This is a genomic window from Cohnella sp. 56 (genome assembly GCF_037963805.1).
Lineage (GTDB): Bacteria > Bacillota > Bacilli > Paenibacillales > Paenibacillaceae > Cohnella.
Window position 1 is genome coordinate 19,228 of sequence record NZ_JAZDQE010000015.1, and the last position, 20,523, is coordinate 39,750.

16 protein-coding genes and 1 pseudogene are annotated in these 20,523 nt (G+C 59.8%); 2 read left to right on the plus strand and 15 right to left on the minus strand.

Annotated elements, in window-relative coordinates; all coding sequences use genetic code 11:
* Positions 1–144 precede the first annotated feature (144 nt).
* From VQ071_RS22515 to VQ071_RS22580, 14 genes and pseudogenes are all read right to left on the minus strand, one after another.
* Complete coding sequence (locus VQ071_RS22515) at positions 145–654, minus strand: MFS transporter (protein WP_340516480.1); 510 nt, start codon at positions 652–654, stop codon at positions 145–147.
* Positions 641–1,804 carry an MGDG synthase family glycosyltransferase gene (locus tag VQ071_RS22520; RefSeq protein ID WP_340516481.1) on the minus strand — a complete coding sequence of 388 codons (1,164 nt, stop codon included), beginning with the start codon at positions 1,802–1,804 and terminating at the stop codon, positions 641–643. Before VQ071_RS22520 ends, VQ071_RS22515 begins: the two co-directional genes overlap by 14 nt.
* A gap of 729 nt (positions 1,805–2,533) precedes the next feature.
* Positions 2,534–2,668, minus strand: coding sequence for a hypothetical protein (locus VQ071_RS22525; protein WP_340516482.1), 135 nt, complete (start codon positions 2,666–2,668; stop codon positions 2,534–2,536).
* Between the two features lie 29 nt (positions 2,669–2,697).
* The gene (locus VQ071_RS22530; RefSeq protein ID WP_340516483.1) at positions 2,698–3,855 is read right to left on the minus strand and encodes a VanZ family protein; all 1,158 of its coding nucleotides are present in this window, start codon (positions 3,853–3,855) and stop codon (positions 2,698–2,700) included.
* Positions 3,856–3,915: 60 nt separating this feature from the next.
* On the minus strand, positions 3,916–4,992 hold the full coding sequence (locus tag VQ071_RS22535) for a DUF418 domain-containing protein (protein ID WP_340516484.1): 1,077 nt from the start codon (positions 4,990–4,992) through the stop codon (positions 3,916–3,918).
* A gap of 350 nt (positions 4,993–5,342) precedes the next feature.
* A pseudogene (locus VQ071_RS22540) lies at positions 5,343–5,462 on the minus strand (iron chaperone); the annotation flags it as partial.
* Positions 5,463–5,656: 194 nt separating this feature from the next.
* On the minus strand, positions 5,657–7,300 hold the full coding sequence (locus VQ071_RS22545; protein ID WP_340516485.1) for a hypothetical protein: 1,644 nt from the start codon (positions 7,298–7,300) through the stop codon (positions 5,657–5,659).
* Positions 7,301–7,331: 31 nt separating this feature from the next.
* Positions 7,332–9,458, minus strand: a complete 2,127-nt coding sequence (locus tag VQ071_RS22550) for an ADP-ribosylglycohydrolase family protein (protein ID WP_340516487.1) — start codon at positions 9,456–9,458, stop codon at positions 7,332–7,334.
* Positions 9,455–10,282, minus strand: a complete 828-nt coding sequence (locus VQ071_RS22555) for a carbohydrate ABC transporter permease (RefSeq protein WP_340516488.1) — start codon at positions 10,280–10,282, stop codon at positions 9,455–9,457. The genes VQ071_RS22550 and VQ071_RS22555 overlap by 4 nt, the downstream gene beginning before the upstream one ends.
* Positions 10,275–11,168, minus strand: a complete 894-nt coding sequence (locus VQ071_RS22560; RefSeq protein WP_340516489.1) for a carbohydrate ABC transporter permease — start codon at positions 11,166–11,168, stop codon at positions 10,275–10,277. Before VQ071_RS22560 ends, VQ071_RS22555 begins: the two co-directional genes overlap by 8 nt.
* Positions 11,169–11,343: 175 nt before the next feature.
* Positions 11,344–13,170 (minus strand): cache domain-containing sensor histidine kinase, encoded by a 1,827-nt coding sequence (locus VQ071_RS22565; protein WP_340516490.1) that lies wholly within the window; start codon positions 13,168–13,170, stop codon positions 11,344–11,346.
* Between the two features lie 14 nt (positions 13,171–13,184).
* Positions 13,185–14,756 (minus strand): response regulator transcription factor, encoded by a 1,572-nt coding sequence (locus VQ071_RS22570; protein WP_340516491.1) that lies wholly within the window; start codon positions 14,754–14,756, stop codon positions 13,185–13,187.
* 157 nt (positions 14,757–14,913) lie between these two features.
* Entirely contained in the window at positions 14,914–16,314 is a 1,401-nt protein-coding gene (locus VQ071_RS22575; RefSeq protein WP_340516492.1) for an ABC transporter substrate-binding protein, read from the minus strand.
* Positions 16,315–16,503: 189 nt separating this feature from the next.
* Positions 16,504–17,094, minus strand: coding sequence for a hypothetical protein (locus VQ071_RS22580; RefSeq protein ID WP_340516493.1), 591 nt, complete (start codon positions 17,092–17,094; stop codon positions 16,504–16,506).
* A 160-nt stretch (positions 17,095–17,254) separates the two neighbouring features.
* On the opposite strand from VQ071_RS22580, the gene VQ071_RS22585 reads away from it, so the two are divergent.
* Positions 17,255–18,160, plus strand: coding sequence for an AraC family transcriptional regulator (locus VQ071_RS22585; protein ID WP_340516494.1), 906 nt, complete (start codon positions 17,255–17,257; stop codon positions 18,158–18,160).
* Positions 18,161–18,208: 48 nt separating this feature from the next.
* Here VQ071_RS22585 and VQ071_RS22590 read toward each other — a convergent pair whose 3' ends face one another.
* Entirely contained in the window at positions 18,209–19,744 is a 1,536-nt protein-coding gene (locus VQ071_RS22590) for an ADP-ribosylglycohydrolase family protein (RefSeq protein ID WP_340516495.1), read from the minus strand.
* A 333-nt stretch (positions 19,745–20,077) separates the two neighbouring features.
* Here VQ071_RS22590 and VQ071_RS22595 point away from each other — a divergent pair, with 333 nt between their 5' ends.
* Positions 20,078–20,473, plus strand: coding sequence for a hypothetical protein (locus VQ071_RS22595; protein ID WP_340516496.1), 396 nt, complete (start codon positions 20,078–20,080; stop codon positions 20,471–20,473).
* The last annotated feature ends 50 nt before the right edge of the window (positions 20,474–20,523 follow it).

Sequence of the window (20,523 nt, forward strand, 5' to 3'; positions counted from 1 at the left end):
GTTCGATATGATTTTTGCTGACTGCTAACGATATTATCAATAATGATAATCATTTTCAATGATAATAAATGACATTATTCCGATAAATTTATGTCCGTCGGGCTGCAGACGCACTCGTCACTTCTCCCGCGAGCAGCGTCAGAATCAGCGCGAACGCCGTGTCGAAGCCGAAGCCGATCGCGCAGTTGATGGCGACCGGCCCGGCCCCCAGCCCGGCGAGCCAGAAAAAGTACAGCGCCCCATCTGCTCCGATCTGCGGCCGGGATCGATTCTGGCGAGGCAGGCGAGCCACAGCGGCGCGCCGCCGAGCCCGAGCAGCGCCGACGAGAGCAGCAGCAGTCCCGCTGTATGCGCATGGTTCATCAGCAGCAGGCTGAGCAGGCTTAATATTAAGCCGTAGACGACGATCGCTTTTTGCGACAGACGGTCCATGAGGAAGCCGATCCACAGCTTGACGAAGCTGTCCGCCAAGTAGTAGAGCGAGACTGCCATGCCGACGGCGGAGACGGACAGTCCCGATCGTTCCTGGGCATAGCCGGGCAGGTAGGAGATCAGAATCGCGCCGCGGGCGAACTCGATCAGGAACAGAACGAGGTATAACCGGTCGAACGGTACGCTTGCCAGATAACCTGTGATTCGCTTAATGGATATCATGCGCGACCCGCCTGCCCTGCTGCATCATCATGTCCGGCCGCATAGAGGCGCGCCAGGTGGCGTCGGCGCTCAGCACCTCGCTCGCGATCGCTTGCGCGGCGTTCGCGAAGCCGGCGGACGGCGCCGCGGCCGTCTGTCCGTCAACCAACTGCTGCACGGCGGCTCTGGCGGACGCGGCATCCCCGGCCGTGCGCAAGGCGTAGCGGGCCGCCCAGTAATCGGCGTTGCCCCGCTCCTGTCCCGGTATCGGCCGGAATACGACGACCGGCACCTGCATCGCGATCGCTTCGGTCAGCGTGATCGCCCCGGCCTTGGTCACGACGCACGATGCGACCGACATATACGCCTCCATATGGTCGACGAATCCGATCACCTGCAAGCGCTGCCGGTCGCCGTAGCGTCTCTTCAACCGGCGGCAGAGCTTGGCATTGCGCCCGGCGACGAGGATGAGAGAGATGGCGGGCGGGAGCGTCAGCAGCTCCGCGATCAGCTTGTCGTGATCGGACAGAGCGCCGATCATGACCATCACATACGCCTGACCGGGGTCGAGGCCCTTCTCGCGGCATATATCAAGCCGTGCGCGCCGGGCGGACTGGAACTGACTGCGGATGGGGAGGCCCGTCACATGAATGCGCTCCTCCCGGATGCCCGTCTCTACGAGCTGCGCCTTCAGCATGTCTGTCGCCACAAAGTAGCCGTCCGTACGCGGATGCACCCACCGCGTATGCAGCTCGTAATCCGTAATGACGGTATAGCTGGGAATCGTGACGCCGGACGCTTCCATAACCGGGTAGGCGGCGAGGAACGGGAATGTGTGAACGATGACGTCCGGCTTGCTCTCTCGTATCGTGTCCGCCAGCTCGCGCCGGCCAAGCGCATGAATCCATCTGCCGAATATGCTGTCGTGCTTCATGCCGTTGGTGACGCGGTAGCTCCAGCCGTACGCCTGCGGGAACAAGGTCATGCTCTTGGCATATACGGCGCGACACATCGCGTTCAATACGGGATGCGCCTCTTCGAATATATCGACGAGCCGCACTTCGACGCGCCCCTGCATCGCGAATTGCTGCTCCAACGCTGTCGCCGCCTGATAATGGCCGTCACCGAATCTTGCATATACGATCAGAACCGTCAATGTCTGCTCGCTCATCGCCAATGCTCCTCTCGTTTTTCTTCCGGTATCTTCAATATAGGCTTCAATTCTAAATTGCGGATAAAGCGTGTATTAACTGAATCTAAACTGTGCGAAAACGCAAAAAAGGCCCATCCGACGGCAATTCGGACGGAGCCTTGTTGGAGTATTGGAGCTGGAGTACGGTCATATTCTGAAACGGTAGCCGGTCCCCCACACCGTCTCGATATGTACCGGTGCTCCTTCGCGGTAAGCGACAGCTCCTCCTCGCGCATAAAGGCGCGTCTCGTATGCGAGTTGATGCGCAAATCCCCGATCTCCATATCGCCGGTCGCGGCATCGCGGCCGGTCAGCCGGTCGTAGCGGGCTATCGGCGCCTGCAGAGCGGCCCGGCTTCGGCATCATCATATCCCCTAACGTTAGCCGCCAATTCTAAATACGATATGAACCGTTTATTAACGGTTTATTAACGGTTTCTTAACCGCCCGATCAGCGACGTTCGCCATGAAGTACTCCAGCGCCTAGCTCAGTCTTGCGAGCGGAGAATGCTGTCTGCTCAGACTGTGGGAACTTCATACGAACGGGCAGCCGCTCGAGGAGCGCTGCCGTGGCTGCCGCTTTATAGTTGAGCCTTGTGCTCAAGTTATGGTTTGTTTCCAACCAACGAGGTCTTCCTCATCGTCGATAATCAGAACCTTCCGTTTACGCGTCATCCGCTCGCCTCCATCCGCTTCAACCGACTTCCGGCTACCCGGCCTGCTTCCGCGCAGCTTCCGGGATGTCGTCGAAGCGCATTTCCTGGCAGGAGGTGACGCCTTGCCCCTCTTCGACGTACAGCCGGACATAAGCCGCAACTGTCCGGCCTGCATATGTCGTTCTCACTCGTATTTCCGACTCCTTGTCGTTCACCTCTATCGCATGTCTTGGCGCTTAACGTAGCGAAGATCGGCGAAGTAATCAAAGTAGAAGCTTCGCTTGCCCTTATGTCCGACTACGATGAACGCATGGATGAACAACACCGCCCACACGACAATCGACAGCAGCAGCACAGCGGCTTGCAGCCATATCACGTATTCATACAGCGGGGAACGATACGGCAGCGAGATGTCGGTCACAGCGCCGAACAACCCGGACAGCAGCCATGGCACGTATAAAGCGAACGTCCGCTTCAGAACAGCGTTCAGCGCCGGAGGCTGTCCCTTCCGATCGGTCAGGCGGAGTCGCAACAGACTCGTTCCCGGCGTTCTGCCTTTCAGAACAAACGGAACGATGCCGTACATGATCGCAAATCCTATTGTAACATGCACCGCTTCGGCGAAAGCGTTGGCGGTCAAAATCCCGGTCGAGACGAAATAGCTGATCCGGATAATCGCATAATCGACGAGCAGCGCCAGCAACTGAGCGATCGGAGCGGCCTGGCTATTGATCCCGAAGCTGTCCTGCTTCGCTTGCAGGCTTGCCCTTGAAGGGAACAAGGCCAGCACGATCGGCGCCGCCAAATACCCGACAAGCGCACCCGCGCTGTTCAGCATAAGGTCATCGATGTCGAACAGGCGATAAGCGCACTTGTACACTCCGTAAATGCCGGTCAATTGCGTCACTTCGTAGAACAGGGACAGCCCGAATCCGAGCCCAAGCGCTTTTTGCCAATGCCTCTTCTCTTGGAAAAAGTAGCGGAGATACGCGCCGAACGGCACGAGCAGCAGCAGATTAAAGATCGCCTGCCAAAATGCGCTTTGCTTCAGCATTTGCGGATACGTACCCGGTCGCGACCATACAACAGTGCCATCTTTGACAATGTCCGCCATAAAGCGCAGCGGCAGCAAGGAATAATGGACCGTTCCCGGCGCTTGCTGCGCGCAGGTGTCGTAAGAGGCGGGAAGCGGCAGCAGCACAAGGAACAGCGCCGAAATCATGTAATAAATAAACGAGAACGCGACACTGGTAGCCCACAGGCTGAAAAATCCGTATTTGCGATAGCTGTAAATCAACCATGGTACAAACAGCAACACGCCGAGCAAAATGGAGAACAGAACGGCTGCCAGAAGCGGCTGAGCGTAAAAGGACATCGAATCACCTTATCCCGTTCGACGAATTTATTTCAACGCTGCTGTGAATAAATTCAGCCGTCAAGCGCCTTCGGCAGCCGCTCGCCTTGGTTGCTTCTGGCCCGATTTGCCGTAGGTCAGCGCTCTCCACAGCTTCTCCAGCGGCCCCATGCGGAACAATCGCAGCCACAAGACGCTGATCGCAACTTGCAGCGCATAAATGGCTGCAGCTACAAGCACGATTTGCCGCGGCGTCGGCAAGCCGATTCCGCAAATGTCCATCAGCGTCAGTCCGATCAAGCTCTGGGCCACATAATTGGTGAGCGCCATGCGGCCCACCTTGGCGACGGGGCCAAGCGTAGCGGCGATGCTGCGATTGTTGAGCAGCCAGAACAAGCCGGCAAGGAAAAAGTACGATAGCGGAATCGCCCCCAGAGCGACAATTGACGGAAGCCGCGGACTGCCGGTCGCGGCTGCGACCCATGTCCAGACACCCAGCCCGACCGCGATTGGCAGCAACAGAAGAACCAGCTTCCGAATGGAGCGCAGATGCTCGCCCGTCCGTCCGATCCATCCTGCCTTGGCGGCAAGGAAGCCCGACAGGAACATCAGGAAAATCGCGACCGAATCGTTCGCGAGCAAGCTTGTGGCTCCAGAAGCGGCCGACGACAAATCCGGCAGCCACACATTCGCCGCAATCGCCAGCAGATGGATGAGCAGCACGCCGGCTCCTATCCGCACAGCGGTCCTCAGACTCGCCCGATAAAAAGGCAGCAGCAGAAATCCGATAAGCGCGTACGCCGGCAAAATGCTGCCCCAGAAAATCACCATATGCGCCACTCCGATCAGCAGCAGCACAAACAGCCTTCTTGCAAACCGGCGCAGCGGCTTGTCGCCGCGGCTCTCGGCGCGCGAAGCGAACAGAAAGAATCCGGCGCCGAACAAAAACGAAAAAATAGAAAAGAACTTTTTCTCCACGAACACCGTAATAAATCTCTGGATGATGGCATCCGCTCCCGCGATGACAGGCAGCTCCATCCCCTCCATCACGACGCGATAGCCGCCGACGTTAATCAATAGAATACCGAACAGCGCCAGGCCGCGAATAATATCAAGCGAAGCGATTCTGTCGCTTGGCATAACCGATCGTTGCTGCATCCGTAAACCTCCTTGCCCAATTGTAAGCAAGTTTATTGTAGTTTCCGCAATTTACACCGTCTTTATGCCAACCTTACAGGAACATTAAACTATCGACTACGCTTGATAAATAGCTGCTTTTCTTTTATTCCGGGCAGGGCGCTGCTAAGTAGTTGCCTCTCTACCGCGCATCCAAGACGCCAATAGACCGCCGGCTCTCTCCAGGAGAACCGGCGGTCTATTGGCGTGCGGGATCAGAGCAAGCTCCCGTATGTCAGGTCTTCAGCGTGGACTACGGCTTGCAGAATCACTCGGCAGACGGCTCGCTTCGATAAGCAAGCCCGTAGCTTCGGCTCCGGGCTTTTGGTTCGCTATTTCCGCCAGAAAGTTGAACAGTCTGCCTTGTCCGCAATATTAAACGCGATCATCCTCTCCAGCAAGGAGAAATCGACCGCACGATCCCACGGAATGCGCATCAATCCTTTGGTGTTCGAAAGTTTCCATCCGGAGTCTCCCCGATATTTTATAAGTAAATTTAATCAAGGAATGGCTCCTCATGTCAATGGTACGCAAACTCCATCCTCATTTAGCCTCGGATTTTCATTGGCTGCAAGGTTTGGTGCTTGTTGAAGTTATATAGAAAAAGACCCGCGTTAAACGCGGATCTCGGGTTAAGCAATCAACGTCAAAAATTCAAATATAGCTCGGCGTAGCGCCTGGCATCGCCGATAATCTCCTCGACGCCGCCGGGGGCGGACCTGAGCGTGTCGTCCACAATCGTCACTGTCGGGATGATGCCCTTGCGCAGCGGCGCGCGGATGCAGCCGGGATTGAAGCCGTGCTCGTGCACGCCCGTCGAGCCCTTGCCCGGCGCCCCGAGGCACAGATGGCCGAAGCTGCGGTTGTACTGGTCGAAGATCGGCGCGTACGGCTCGTCGTGCCAGTGCATGACGCCGTCCGTATGCCCGCTCTGCATGAGCGGCGTCGCCAGCCCGGCCGCGTCGTACCAGGCTTCGCCGGCCACGAAGCTGTCGGGGCGCCCTTCACGGATGCGGCGGCACAGCTGCAGCAGTCCTTCGTAGTAATGATAGTTCGGATCGTTCACCCAAGCCGCCGATATGTCGAGGAAGACGCCGTCGAAGCCGTACCGGTCCATCAGTCCGCGGATTTGGCCGACGAGCCGGTTCTGCCAGCCGGGAGCGCCCGGATGGAGGAACGCCCCGTGCCCGTGGTCGTAATGCCGCGAGCCGTCCCAGTCGACCGAGCCGACGATCGGGAAGCCGCCGGCCGTGCGGGCGAGCGAGGTCATCCCCCACTGCTCGAAGTTCTCGGTCGCGCGATTGACGATATTCATGCCGAACATCGGCATGACGCGGATGCCCAGCCTCTGCGCCCGCTCCATCAGCCGCTCGAAGCCCGCTTCGCCGCCCATCCGGGGGTCCGGACGGTAATCGCCGTACTGCCAGTAATAGCGCCCCTCCCAGCCGGGCAGATAAGCGAGGATGCGCTTGCCCTCGATCCGCTCCGCCAGCCATTCCAGCGTATCTCCCGTCTTCTCGTAGTCGTTGAAAATATAGCCGTTCCAATGCTGCATATGAATCGCTGCGACGAGCGAGATATCCTTCGCCCACGCAGGCACATCCGACCGTTCCTCCCAGGGCGTCAAGTGCAGACTGCGCTCGAGCTCGGCCGTCTGCTTCGCCATGATCTCCTCCAGGCTGTCGCATACGCCGACCTCCCAGGCGGGAACGCGCAGCGAGTTCGTCGTCTTCGCCGCGTCCTCCTCGAAGATCAGCTCGACGTCGAGGCTGCCGTCCGCAGCCGGCAGGAACACGAAGCGCTTGTCCCGCACGAGCGGATCGGTCGAACGGAAGTACAGCAGCTTGCCCCCCTCCGTGCGCAGCACGGCGAGCGGCGTATACAGATTGCGCCAGCCTTCCGGATAGTGAAGCGCGAGCCCGCTCTCCGGCACCGCCCTGGACGTTGTCTCGCGCAGGTTGACGATCTCCCCCTTCGGGACGCCGCGCAGCGTCAGCTTGGCGCTGCGGATCGCCTTCCCGGCCTCGGCCTGAATGCCGAACCGGACGCAGCGTCCGGAGACGATCGATTCGGCGAGGATCGAGGCGCCGCCCGCCGCCGTCTCCTGGCCGTTCGCCCAGGTCAGGCTCGGTGCCGCAATGCGCATGCGGCCGGCTTCAATGTCTCCGCTCACGACCGTCTCGTCCTCGGGCAAGCCGTAGCCGTTCTCGAATGTGTAGACGGACAGCGCGAACGTCCAATCGCCGAATGTAAACCACGGCTGTCGAATCTCAAAGCTCAAATCTTGCATTGCATCCATCTCCTTGTGATTGTCTATTTGTCTATTCTCTGACGGCCTTCGGGTAGCTCGACAATTCGATATAGTCGATGCTGGCCATGCCGTCAATCCGGCTGCCGCGGCTTAACGTTATGACATTGTCGCCCTTGTTCAGCAGGACGGGAATGTCCACGGCGTTGGCTGAGAAGGCATCCGCCGCTCCGGTCTGCGGCAGCCAGGCCGAGCCGAGCGCCGTGCCGTTCACGGCGAGCCCCAGGCGGACCGTGCCGCTCCAACCGTTCGCGTAGCCGATGCGCAGCCGGTACTCCCCGGCTTCGTCGGCGTGAATGCCGGTGAAGCTGAGTCCGGCCGGCCCGTCCGCCGCTTCGTCCGGCAGCGCGGCGTAGCCGCCGCCGGACGCGCTCTTCGCCGCTCCCCGCTCGAAGCCCGTCGCTGCGGCGCTCTCCGCTTCATGCCGGTCGCCCGTCATCTCGGCGATGCGCTGTACGGTCACATCGTCGATGGCAGCCGAGCCCGCAGCGCCTTCCCCGGCGACTGCCTCCAGGCCGATGACCGCCGACTTGCCGCTTGCCTTGAATTCCAGCGTACGGCCGGCATAGCTGCCGACACGATCCGTCACCGAAGCGTATGCCGACTCGCCGCCGCCGCTGTCTACATACAGTCTCGCTTCGACGCCAGCATCGGCCGTCAGATAGGCCTGGACGCGGTACGTTGCGCCTTTGGTCAACCCTTTGGCCGTCGTATAGAGCTTGCCGTCCCGCATCGTCCCGTCGACGTCGATCCGTCCGTTCCAGTCGCCGGACAATGCGTTGCCATTGTTTTGCGCATACACGCGGTCTGCGGAGGCATCGGCCGTCCAGCCCTCAAGCGTGCCCGCTTCGAAGTCCCCGCCTGTGACCGGCACGACGATCGCAGGCGACAACGGCTCCCCTGCGATCCTGTACTTGTCGCCCTCGACGCTGCCGCCGTGCGCCACGATCATGTTCTCGGCGTTCGAGACATACAGCTTGACGATATCCGCGAACTTCTGCTCGGCCGGATAGTTCCGTCCCATATGCGGCGTGAACTCCATGTCGTTGACGTAGACGCCCTCGCCGTCCTTGTAGATCGTGTCCTTCACCACCTGCGGCGTGCCGTCCATCCCATGGACGATGCCCATCAGCCCCATGACAAAGGATGCGGTGCAGTCGGCATCATAGCCGGACAGCGAGGCGATCTTGGCCGATTCCATATAATCGTTGTTGCCGTACTGAATCGCCAGCATCGCCAACGCATTGTTGATGTCCGGGATGACCTGAATATTGTCCCAGCCATACACCATCCGCTTGACCTTGCGCAGCTCGCCCTGCGCCCAGCGCCAGTCGTCCGGATTTTCCTTGTACAGCGCCTTGACCTTCAGATACATCTGATAAGGCCATCCGTCCCGCGGCAATATGTCCGCCGCCTTGTCCATCGCGACACGGGCGTCGGTCTCGAAGTACGCCAGGCTGTACATGACGCCGAGGAAGCGGGCCCAGACGACCGAATCGTACTCGCCGCTCACGCTCGCGAACTTCTCCGTCAGCCTGTCCGCCGTCAGGGGCATGCCCGGTGCGATCATGCCGATCGTGTCATTTTCGATATAGGGCTCCGTAACCCAATAGAACTTGTTGAATTCGGACTGTCCGGTCTGCGGCGGCAGCATGCCGAGCTGCCGCATGTTGTCCATTGCCGTCCCGCCGCCGCCCCAATCGCTGACCTCGTACTTCAACCATGCCTCGCGAATCTCCTGGCTGCTGACGTTCGGTCCGCTGTCCGCGAGTATCAGCTGGTTCAGGAAGTCGATATGGTAGTCGTCGTCGGAGCCGATCGCCCCGCCCCGCTCCTCGAACAGACGATCGTTTTGCGGCTGGGCGACGAATTCGCTGTTGCCGCTATAGGGCCCCTTCATGAGTGCGAACCATTCGTCGGGCAGCGGCTCCTCCGAGACGAATTCGTAGCCGGTCAGCACGCCGCCGACCTGGCCGAGGATGCCGGCGAGCGTCTTGTCGTAGTAGTCCGCCTTCGAGATCTCGTAGGTCGGCGGGCGCTCCTTGGCTGCGGGCACACAGCCCGGCACACAGAGCGCCGCGGCCGCGGCGAGCGCGATTATCGGCCGCCCCGCGGTCCTCCAAGCGACGGGACGCCTCATCCCTTCACCCCGGACAGGGCAATGCCTTCGATATAGTACTTTTGCGTGAGCAGGTACATGATCATGATCGGCACGACGGCGACGGTGGCCGCGGACATGAGCAGCCCCCACTCGATCGTATAGACGCCCTGGAACGAAGCGATGATGAGCGGGATGGTGAAGTGCTCCTCCGAGTTCAGGAAGATTAGCGGACCGACGAATTCGTTCCATTTGCCGATGAAGGTGAACAGACCGAGCGTGATGAGCGCCGGCTTGCACAGAGGCACCATAATCTTCAGGAAAATCTTGAAGTGGTTCGCGCCGTCCAGCTTGGCCGATTCGATATAAGCGGTCGGGATGCCGCTCATGAACTGCTTGATGAGGAAGACGCCGTAGGCGTTCATCATGACGGAGGGCACGATCAGCGGTGTCATCGTATCGATCCAGTGCAGCTTGCTGAATACGAGATACAGCGGGATCAGAATAATCGTAAAAGGGATCATCATCGTCGACAGGAAGATGCCGAATATCGTGCCGCTGCCCCGGAACGGAATCTTCGCGAACGCATACGCGGCCAGCGAGCAGGTGAACAGCGTGCCGACGGTCGTGAGCACCGCGACCATCGTCGAGTTCACATAAGCTTTGGCCATCGGCATGAGCTCGAATACCTTCGGGAACGAGCCGAAGTCGAATGTGCCGGGGAACATCTGCGGCGGATACAGGAAGATGTCCTCCCGCGGCTTCATCGCCGTCGTCAGCATCCAGTAAAATGGAAATACAGCGACGATGCAGACGAGAATGAGGGCGAGATGGGACAGCGCCGTGCCGGTCCTGGATTTAGTCAAGATAGGTCACCCACCTTCTGGAAAGTCGGAACTGAATAAAGGTAATCAGGCCGATGATCGCCACCATGACGACGCTGACGACAGCCGCCTCGCCCATCCGGAAGTACCGGAACGCCAGGTCGTACACGTACATCACGATATTGTAGGTCGAGAAGTTCGGTCCGCCTTTGGTGAGAATGAACGGCTCCTGGAAGGCGTTGAAGCAGCTGATGAGCATCGTGACGACGATGAAAAAGGTGGTCGGCGACAGCAGCGGCACCGTGATCCGGAGGAAGCGCTGCAGCGGATTCGCCCCGTCGATCTCGGCGGCTTCGTAATAATCCCGCGGGATGCCCTTCAGGCCGGCGAGGAAGATGATGTAGTAGTAGCCCATCCCCTGCCACGTGAGCATCAGCACGATCGCGGCTCTCGCCCAGAACGGCTCGGTGAGCCAGTCCGGTCCCTTGACGCCGAGCTTGCCGAGGAAGTAGTTGAGCAAGCCGATATCCGGCGCATAGATCCAGTACCAGACGAGGATGACGGCGGCCGAGGACGTGACCATGGGCAGGAACAGCGCCGCCTTGTAGATGGCCAGCCCGCGCATCTTGCCGTTCGTCAGCAGCGCGAGCGCCAGCGACAGCAGCACCGTCATCGGGACGACGCCGATCGCGATCAGGAACGTATTGACGATGCCTTTGTAGAACAGCTCTTCATGGAAGATCGTCTCGAAGTTGTCCAGTCCGGCCGCTTGGGCGGGGCTCGTGAAGTCCCAGTGCACGAAGCAGAGGTACAGCGAGGTGACGACGGGGAACAGGGTAAAGGCCAGCAGTCCCAATATTTGCGGGGTGATGAACAGGTATCCCCACCATTGGTCGGACCGGCCTTGCTTGGATCGGGTTCGTGCCATACTATCGCTCCTTGTCAAACCGTTTGGTGTAATCCCGTTATAGCATGGCGGCACCTGCGGTCTAAGGCGACAATGTTATGAATGCGTGCACGATATTATGAAGTTGAATCGCAGAAAAAAAAGCGACCGACTCCGCGTCGTCGCGGCTTCGGTCGCCCTACTGTTGATAAGGTATTCATGCACTGGGGGGGATCGCGTCTTCGCCGACTACGAACGGAATGGCGACGTGGACGCGCGTGCCCTGACCGGGCTCCGATTCGAAGCGCAGCCCGTAGCGCTCGCCGTAGTGGAGCCGCAGGCGCTCGTGAATGTTGGCGATGCCCATGCCGGAGAACTTGTTGCGTCCGCGTCCGGACGGTCCCCTGCGCGCTGCCCGCGCGCCGCCGTCCGCCGTCTGCGGCCGCAGCGCGGCCGGATCGAAGCCGCTGCCGTTGTCGGCGACGACGATATGAATATCCCCTTCGTCCGCGTACAGCTTGATCGTGATCGCCTTCTGCGCCATCGGCCGCTTGAATGCGTGAATGATGCAGTTCTCCACGATCGGCTGCAGCGTGAACTTCAGGATGCGGCAGTCCAGCAGCGTCTCGTCGCGTTCGAAGCGGAGATGGAACGGCGAACCGTATCGCAGCTCCATGATCTTGACGTAGCTCTCGACATAATCAAGCTCCTCGCGAATCGTGATCGCATCGTGATTGTGACTCGCGCTGACGCGAAGCAGATCGATGAGCGCGCCGGTCATCTTGACGATATCGTCATTGCGCCCGAGCCGGGAGAGCGACTGGATCGAATTGAGCGTGTTATACAGGAAGTGCGGCGTGATCTGGGCCTGCAGCGCACGAATCTCAAGCTCCTTTTTCATGAACTGCTCCGTCTTCACATCCTCGATCAGCTCCTCGACGCGCGTCGTCAAGTAATTGAAGGACCGCGACAGCGCGCCGAATTCGTCCTGCCGGTCCAGCTCGACCCGCACGTCGAAGTTGCCCCGCTCCATCGTCTTCATGCCCCGCATGAGCGCGGAGATCGGCCGGTACAGATTGCGGTATACGAAGACGGCGATCGCCGTCGCGACGATTACGGCGAGCACCGTCACGGCCAGCGTGATCCGCGTCAGCGCCGTGACATCCTTCACCGCGTTGTGATACGGGATAATATTGACGATCTTCCAGCCGTTCACCTTGGATTCGGCCTGGGTGACGATCACCTTCGACCCGAGCCAGTGGCCGACGAAGCTGCCGCTCGTATCCTCCCAGATGCGGTCGAGTCCCTCGCCGGCCGCCAGCGCGGTGCCGATGCGCGAGCGGTCCGAGTGGAAGACGATCTGCCGCTCGCGGTTGACGATGAACAGCGCTTCGCCCTGCTTGCCGACGGTATTCTCGATCTCCTCGAGCATGTTGCCCAGATTCAGATGGATGATGGCGATGCCGAGCGATTCGTCCTCGAATACGTCGGACACCGCCTTGGACAGCGTCAGCGTGTTGACGCCGGAGACCGGATCGCGTTCGAACAGCCACAGCATCCGGGTCGGATTGTCGACGGTTTGCCGATAGATCGGCAGCTTGGTGTAGTCGCCGTTGTATTCGGTGCTGTAGGTGCCCTTGAAGATCGGGATGCCGCCGTATCGGGGCAGCAGGTAGATCGAATCGATCAGCTCGTCGTTGGCCAGCCTGAAGCTGTCGAGCTGTGCGGACACCTCGGTCATGACGGAGAACGAGCGATCGGTCTCGTAGTTCGCGTCGGTGATGTTTTTCAGCAGGTACGTCGTGTTGAACGCGGTCGTGATGTCGCTCATCAGCGACACCATCCCGGAGAAGATCCGGTCGAGGCTGCCGATCTGGTTGAAGTTCAGCTCGATCGAATGCGCCGTATCCTTCTTCACCATCATGCCGGTCGTATACGAATAGAAGAGATAGCCGACCAGTCCGATCGGCAGCAGCGAGACGGCGAGAAAGTAGACGACCAGCTTGTACTTCAGGCTGCCCTGCCACCTGCGAAACGGACTCATGGCTTTGCCTCTCCTCAGCGGATCATCCGCAATTGTTCATTTTTGAAGTCCATCGGGCGCTTGCCCGTCAGGCTTTTGAACATTTTGCAGAAATAACGGTAATTGCCCATGCCTACTTGTACGGCGATCTGCTTCACCGACGCCTCCGGCTGCAGGAGCATCAGCTTGGATCGCTCGATGCGCAGCCGGTTGAGGTAGTTCACGAAGTTTTCTCCCGTCTCCTGCTTGAACAGCTTGCAAAAGTGGTTTTTGCTGAGACCGACATGATCGGAGACGTCGTTCAGGCTGATCTCCTGCCGGAAGTTCGTCTCCAGGTACACGATCGCCTTGATGATCTCGCTGCGATAGCCGCCGCCCGATGCCGGGGCTTGCTTCAAGGTGCGCTCGACGGCAGCCTGAAGCGCGGTCTCGATCCGATCGAGTCCGGCCGGACCCGATTCGCCGGACAATACGCCCGGGCCGTTGAGCACTTCGGCGGAGCCGCCCCGCTTTTTCAGATGCTTGCCCAGCTGATTGGCGAACAGCGCGACATAAGCCTGCGCTTCGCCGGGATGCGGGCGCTGGCGCCTGAGCGCGGCGAACCAATCGGCCAAGGCGGATTGTGCTTCGTCTGCGCGATTCATCTGAATCGCGTTCCAGAGCGCCTGCTCGCTGGCGTCCAGCCGACTCTCCTCCAGCCGCGCGCCAAACTCCGCACCGCGCAGCGTCTCCCGTACGCCCCGGTAGCCGTCATAGAACGCCGCCTCGAACGCCTGATTCAGACGTACGCCCTGCTTGCCGAGCTCCGCCCATTTCTGACAGACGTCGCCTCGCAGCAGCAGGATGCGCTCGCCCTGCCGTTCCAATCGTCCGTACAGCTGCCGGGCGTACTCGAACGACTCGTTCTGCGCGTGCAGGTAGCTCTTCTGCTCGCAGCCGAGTATCGCGATCGTGCGGCGCGGGCCGACTCGTACGGCGACAGGCGGCAACCCCGGCCACTCCCGGCGCAGCTCCGCCTCGAGCCGCTCGGGCGGCAGGTCCGTGTCCAGGCCGATCGGCACCCAAGCCTGTCCGGGCAGCGCGAGCTCCAGATCGCGCACCGCGCTCGCGATGGCCCGCTCGTCCAGGACGCCGGCGAACAGATCCCGCCAGAACGCCTCGCGGAGCGAATCTTTGCCTTTCTCCCCGATCGCCAGACTGCGCTCATGCCTTCGGCGCTCCGCACGCTCGCGGCCGATCCGCTCGGTCGCCTGCCGGATCAAGCCGGACAGCGTCGGCTTGTCGAGCTTGTACTTCAGCACGTAGTCGAGCGCGCCGTGCTTCATCGCTTCCTTCACATATTCGAAGTCGTCGTAGTTGCTCATCACGAGGCAGCACACATGCGGATCGTCGGCCTTCACCTGCCGGATCAGCTCGACGCCGTCCATCATCGGCATATAAATATCCGTCAGCACGATGTCGACATCGCCGCGGCGCACAAGCTCCAGCGCCTGCGCCCCGTCGTCGGCCTCGGCCGCCACCCGGCACCCGAGCCGGCTCCAGTCCACCATCGTCCGCACGTCTTCCCGGATCAGTCTATCGTCATCGGCTATGATGATGTTGTACATCAGTCGCCCTCCGTCCCCGATGTCAGCGCTTTAATGTATGCCTATTGTACTGCCGCAGTCGCATTAATTCTATTGGAAAAAGCAAGAGCCATGCGGACGGCATCGCGCCCGCATGGTCGATTGAATGATAGTGCCGCTTGCTCTCGTTCAAGGCTGCTTACTTCTCGCTTTTTTCCTTTGTCTCGCGCATGATCTGGTCGGCCTTGTCCAGGAATTCGTCGACCGTGTACTTGCCCAGCATCCAGTTGTCGAGCTGCGCGTTGATCTTCTGGTCGGCTTCCTCGTAGAAGGCATTGTACGGGACGGATTGGCTGTGATCGAGCGCTTCGGTGAACGCCTTCAGGTCCTCCGGGCTCACCTTGTCGGCGAGCAGGTTTTTGGTCACTTCCTCGAAGGCCGCGCGGTGGATCGGCAGACCGCCGATACCCGTCTTGGCCAGCGCGTCCCACGCTTCCTTGCTGTAGAGCGCCTTCAGCGCTTCCCAAGATTCCTTCTCGTGCTTCGTGCCCTTCCAGATCAGGAAGTTGTCGATGAACTGGGTGGATGTCGCCGCGCCTTTGCCTGCCGGTACCGGTGCGATGCCGACATTGAAGTTTTTGATGTCGTTTTTGATGGCGCCCGTATACCAGGTGCCGTCAATCGCCATGCCGACGCGGCCGGCCTTGAACATATCGAATCCGCCCATGATTTTCGTGTCCGTCGGACGCGGCATCGAGTGGTCCGTGCGCAGCATGTCGTCGAACCATTGGTATACTTCCTTGGTCGCCGGATCTTTGAACACGGGCGTCAGATCGTCGTTAAAAATGTTTTTGCCGCCGTTCGATACCGAGAACATGCCCGCCGCGTACGAGGTGTACGGGCCTGCCGACAGACCGAACTTGCGGCTCGCGCCTTCGCCTTCAGTCAGCTGCTTGGCGATGTCGCGGGTCTGCTCGAAGGAGATCGCATTGTTCCAATCGTGCGACGGCTCGGGAATCCCCTTGGCCTTGAACATATCCTTGTTGTAGTACATGATCATGTAGAACACGCCGGAGGGAAGTCCGTAATACTTGCCGTCCTGATAGCCGGCGCTCTTGAAGGCATTCTCAAAGTATTGACTCTTGTCCAGCTCGTTCATATATTCGGTGAGATCGATGGCTTGACCCTTCTTCACGATCTGCGGCATGAACGATTCGGCGATCCGGCCCAGGTCCGGTGACTCTCCGCCCGCAATCTCCGCCGTGACCTTCTGGTAATACTCCGGCCATGCGCTCGTATTGATCTTCTCGATCTTGATCGTGATGTTCTTGCCCTCGCCCTTCAGCTTCTTGTTGGCGGCATCGACCATCGCGGTCCAGCCCGGCAGCTCGTTCGCATTGGCCTGCATCGCGAACTTCAGCTCGACAGGGTCTTTGAACTGCTGCGAAGCGGCAGCCGAGGCCGGCTGCGAGCCGGACGGCGCCGGTGCGGATGCCGTGCTGGAGGCGTCGCCTCCGTTCGAATTGGAGCCGCAGGCCGAAGCGACGGCTACGAGCGCGCTCAGCGAGAGGGCCAGCATCGGTTTGTTTGCCTTGATCATGGGTGGAGATCCCCTTTCCTCTATTCGTGTCGTTTGTTGCTGAGTTCATCATAGCGGTTCGAATAGAGAGAGGAAGCGCTTCAATATTATTAAAGCGTGTACGATATTATGAATTTGCACCTGAAATAACGATCCGGGACCATACTCCTATTCTATTGAAACAAGATACGGCCGTAAAGGAGATGCCGCTCACCAGCGCCACGGCAATGCTGATGCCGTTTTTCCGAACCATCGACCATGCCCTCCTTCGCCTCGCATGCGCTCAGGCTCCATGTAGGTGACGAGCGACGCCTCGAGCGAAAAGTTCGTGGCGGACTTCAGCTTGCCGTCCTTGATCAGCTTGTCGTAAGCCTCGCCAGGGAAGGTCGTGCCCGGCGCGAAGTGATCGGCGAATTCCTTCTCCGCGACAGTGATCGTCGAGGGATTGACCAGCTGCTTGAGATCGAGCGGGTAGCCCTCTTCATCCGGGTAGTTGGACGCGAATGCGCCCAGCGCTTTGTAGAAATCATTGGCACCGACGCTGTTCTGGTATTCGGCGGACGGATTCGGCTTGGCATACTCGCCCATCAGCTGCGGCTTGCCGTCGACGATGTCCCAATCGACGCCCTTGACGCCGGTGTACAGCAGGCGGCCGCCTTCAGGCGAGTTGAAACAGTGTTTTTGAGTCCGATTCGCACGAGCATCTCGTCCTCGACAATCATCACTTTTATCATGTCTGCCTCCTGATGGCCCGGCGGGCTGTCGAACGAAAAGTTTGGTAATGGAATTATAGCCGATCATTCGACGGTAATCGACCAAATTCGTTTGATGCGGGTCCCGGACGTCTCTAGCCTGGCGTTCGGCTGTGCTAGAATATAGGCATCGTATTCTTCGTGACGCTATTGTCCGTTTGGATCGAATGACGAATGCGGCGAAGCGCCATTGCCCGGAGGTTCTGTTCATGAACGACTTTTACTTTTCCCGCCTCGTGAAGCTCGACGTCAAGTGGGTGTCCGAGCTTCAGGGCAACGAACATATCAAGTCGTGGAAGTCCAACCCGTTCTACGAGCTTATCCTGGTGACGGATGGCCCCGTGCACCTGCAGATCGGGGACGAGAAGCTCAGCCTCTCGAGCGGAGAATGCTGTCTGCTCAGACCTTGGGAGCTCCATACGAGCTGGCAGCCGATCGAAGCACGCTGCGGCTTCTACTGGGCGCAATTCATCGTGGATCCCGCTCCGTCCTATCGGGAGCGCGATGAAGGCGTCGGCGCCGCTTCTGCGAGTCCCGCCCGCGCAGGTGCGCAGGACTTGCGGATCACCGGGGTCGACGGCTCGGATGACATTTGTGTTCCCCGTCGCTTCCGGCCCTCCAGGCGCTACGAGCTGCTCGGCCTGTTCGAACAGCTCCACCATCAATTCCGCGAGCCCGAAGGCTATTATCGTTACCGGTGTACGCTGCTGCTCGGCCAGATCGTCGGCCTTATCGCGGAGCAGTGGCTGGAGCAGCTCCCGACGCAGGGCGACTCGTCCGCTTCTTACCTGCTCTATCGGCGAATCGTCAATCAGCTCGACGAGAGCTACGTCCAGGAGATGAACAGTGCCGCACTTGAATCGGAGCTGCGGCATTCCTACGCTTATCTCTGCCAGGTGTTCAAGAAATATGCCGGACTGACGATCGGCGCCTACGTACAGCGGCTGCGCATGCAGCGGGCCAAGCATCTGCTGGTCAACTCGTCGCTGCCGGTCGCGGATATCGCCAGGCAATGCGGTTACGAGGATCCTTTTTATTTCTCGCGTGCGTTCAAGAAGGTCGAGGGTATCGGTCCGAGCGGCTATCGCGCGAGCGTCGGCGCGGACGCCGAATAGCAAAGCAAACAAAGCCCGCCGTCGCGGACTTTGTCGGAATTGCGCCTCTTACAGGCCGGGCTTGCCATGGATGAGTACGATCGGGATAAGTCCTTTGGTAGGGCGGCCCTGCGACGTGATCTCCACGATCAGATCGTAGCGCGACTTGGACAGACCGGCCGGCGTCACGGTGAACGCAAGCTCGGTCATGCCGACATTGCAATGGTACTGCTCCAGGGAGGCGGCGTACGTCGGCCCCGGCGACACGGTCCAGCCTTCGGGCAGATGCCACTTGACCTCCAGCCACTGCTGCATGAACAGCTGATTGTCGATGCGCAGCTTGAACGTCCTGGCTTCGCCTTCCTGAATGTATGGCGCTTCTCCGTATCCGATCTGGACCGCGAAGATGTTGAAGTCGTAGCTCACCGTATGCGGACTCTGCGCGAGCAGATCGGCGAAGCTGCGGTCCACCCAGGCATTGACGCGCTGCGGATGGCTGTACAGCGCCGCTCCCTCGGCCGTCTCGATCGTGTAGCCGCGCTCTGCGGTAACCGTGTCGCACAGCTCGCTGCCCAGGAACAACGGGGTCAGCTTGACGATGCGCTCCGACAGCTCGGTTACGGTCTTCGGAATGCGCAGCCCTTGGTCCCCCAGGTTCAGACAGAGCGTCTTGATCGAATCGCCGATCGGCTCCTTCCACTTGGCCGGTATGCCGGCGGCGCCTCCGATGATGCCGAGGATCGAGCCCAGCGTCGCCGCGGTGCAGTCGGTGTCCTCTCCGCAGTTGTTGGCGATGCAGATGCTCTTGCCGAAGTCGCCTTCGCCGTACAGCCACCCGAGCACGGTAATGCCGACGTTGCTCGGCGCGTCGTAGCCGATCGGTCCGACCGGCACGTCCTGCGGCAGATCCTCCTTGCGCATGGCCAGAATGCCGAAGCTGCCCGGCACATCGTTCAGCAGCCGGACGCGCGCTCCCTGCCAGTCCGCGCCTTCCGCATAGGCGGCCCGCACCGACCGCACGGCCTCTGCGATGCCGCAGTCCGCCGGAATGTACGACAGACCGATATCGATCAGCGTATCCCGGTCGCTCTCCACGAACGCCGCGCTCTCGATGGCGGCGAAGAACACCTCGGCGTATACGCCTTCGTGGCTGTGATCGACGATTGCATCCTCGTACGCGTACTTGACCGCCAGCTCCGGATGACCCGGCGTCAGGCAGGCCCAGATCTCGGAGCGGATGAACGCGCCGTTGCTGTCGCGGAACACATTGTTGACGTAGCCCGACAGCGGCGGCACGAGCCCCTGCCTCATATTGTTTTTGCCTGCGCCGTACTCGCCCCAGTTCGGCACGATGCAGGACAGCCAGTATTCGCCGAGAATGCGCGCGTTGACGCCGCGGCCATGCTTCTCCGCAGCGTTCAGCCAGACGAGCTGCAGGTCGAGATCGTCGTTCGGCAGCGGCTCGCCGTTCAGATCCTGCGTATAAAAGTCGTAATCGAATACACCGCGCTGGCACTCGAACGGCGCACCTAGCGTGCCTCCGATGTTTTTGCCGATCCAGCATCCCATAACCTTCTCTCGGTAATCCGTGAGCGTTAGCTTCATTGAAGTTCCTCCCATGACGATCGTCTGACCGCTTCTCCGTGATAGCCGCAGTATAGCAAGCGGCGCGACCGGCGCGGAATGCACAATCCATGGACGATAGCGCCTCTTATTCTAAATGTCGTCCATGCGAGCGGCGGATCAAGCCGACGAGATATGCAATTTCCGCAGTCAGGTTATGTAAACGCTCACCTGATTTGCGCTCTGTCGGCTCTTATACTGAAGTAGCTCCGAAGTTAACCGCCTCCGGCTTAACGTCTGCTTGCTTGCTCGCAAGAGAAAGTACTGCATGCCCGTTGTCGTCTGCGGTTTTTTATGTTTGCCGCGAGCGAATCTATGTCCGGCGAGGTGATTAATGACGTTAACAGCTTAGGCGGCGCTTATCGAAGCACGGACGGAGGCGCCCACTGGGAGCCCGCCAATATCGGCCTGAACGCGGGCGGCTTGATGGGCATCGCGATCGATCCGACCAATGCCAGCCGCGCCCTCGCCTCCGGAGGCAACTCAAGCCCTGCCTCCTGGAACGGTCTCTATCTGACGACGGACAAGGGGCTTGCTCATCAATTCGCCTCCCCTAAAAGATGTCGCCCAACTTGGGCGCGCTTTCATTTTAGCGGCGCAACTCTCGTTTTCGTGATAGAAATAAACAAGAAATACGGGAGAAAGCCGACGCTCATTTCTGCGGAAAATCTTGTCTTTTTCCGACTCCGAGATGCGACTCCTCCACCATAAGCTTGCTTGCGACAAAAATATAACCGCCCTGTTCAGGCGGCCAAAATGCT

Bases quoted from the DNA above. Each gene is read 5' to 3' on its own strand.
- VQ071_RS22515 (WP_340516480.1), bottom strand. From the start codon at position 654: ATGATATCCATTAAGCGAATCACAGGTTATCTGGCAAGCGTACCGTTC.
- VQ071_RS22520 (WP_340516481.1), bottom strand. From the start codon at position 1,804: ATGAGCGAGCAGACATTGACGGTTCTGATCGTATATGCAAGATTCGGT.
- VQ071_RS22530 (WP_340516483.1), bottom strand. From the start codon at position 3,855: ATGTCCTTTTACGCTCAGCCGCTTCTGGCAGCCGTTCTGTTCTCCATT.
- VQ071_RS22535 (WP_340516484.1), bottom strand. From the start codon at position 4,992: ATGCAGCAACGATCGGTTATGCCAAGCGACAGAATCGCTTCGCTTGAT.
- VQ071_RS22545 (WP_340516485.1), bottom strand. From the start codon at position 7,300: ATGCAAGATTTGAGCTTTGAGATTCGACAGCCGTGGTTTACATTCGGC.
- VQ071_RS22550 (WP_340516487.1), bottom strand. From the start codon at position 9,458: ATGAGGCGTCCCGTCGCTTGGAGGACCGCGGGGCGGCCGATAATCGCG.
- VQ071_RS22560 (WP_340516489.1), bottom strand. From the start codon at position 11,168: ATGGCACGAACCCGATCCAAGCAAGGCCGGTCCGACCAATGGTGGGGA.
- VQ071_RS22565 (WP_340516490.1), bottom strand. From the start codon at position 13,170: ATGAGTCCGTTTCGCAGGTGGCAGGGCAGCCTGAAGTACAAGCTGGTC.
- VQ071_RS22570 (WP_340516491.1), bottom strand. From the start codon at position 14,756: ATGTACAACATCATCATAGCCGATGACGATAGACTGATCCGGGAAGAC.
- VQ071_RS22575 (WP_340516492.1), bottom strand. From the start codon at position 16,314: ATGATCAAGGCAAACAAACCGATGCTGGCCCTCTCGCTGAGCGCGCTC.
- VQ071_RS22580 (WP_340516493.1), bottom strand. From the start codon at position 17,094: ATGATCGGCTATAATTCCATTACCAAACTTTTCGTTCGACAGCCCGCC.
- VQ071_RS22585 (WP_340516494.1), top strand. From the start codon at position 17,255: ATGAACGACTTTTACTTTTCCCGCCTCGTGAAGCTCGACGTCAAGTGG.
- VQ071_RS22590 (WP_340516495.1), bottom strand. From the start codon at position 19,744: ATGAAGCTAACGCTCACGGATTACCGAGAGAAGGTTATGGGATGCTGG.
- VQ071_RS22595 (WP_340516496.1), top strand. From the start codon at position 20,078: ATGTCCGGCGAGGTGATTAATGACGTTAACAGCTTAGGCGGCGCTTAT.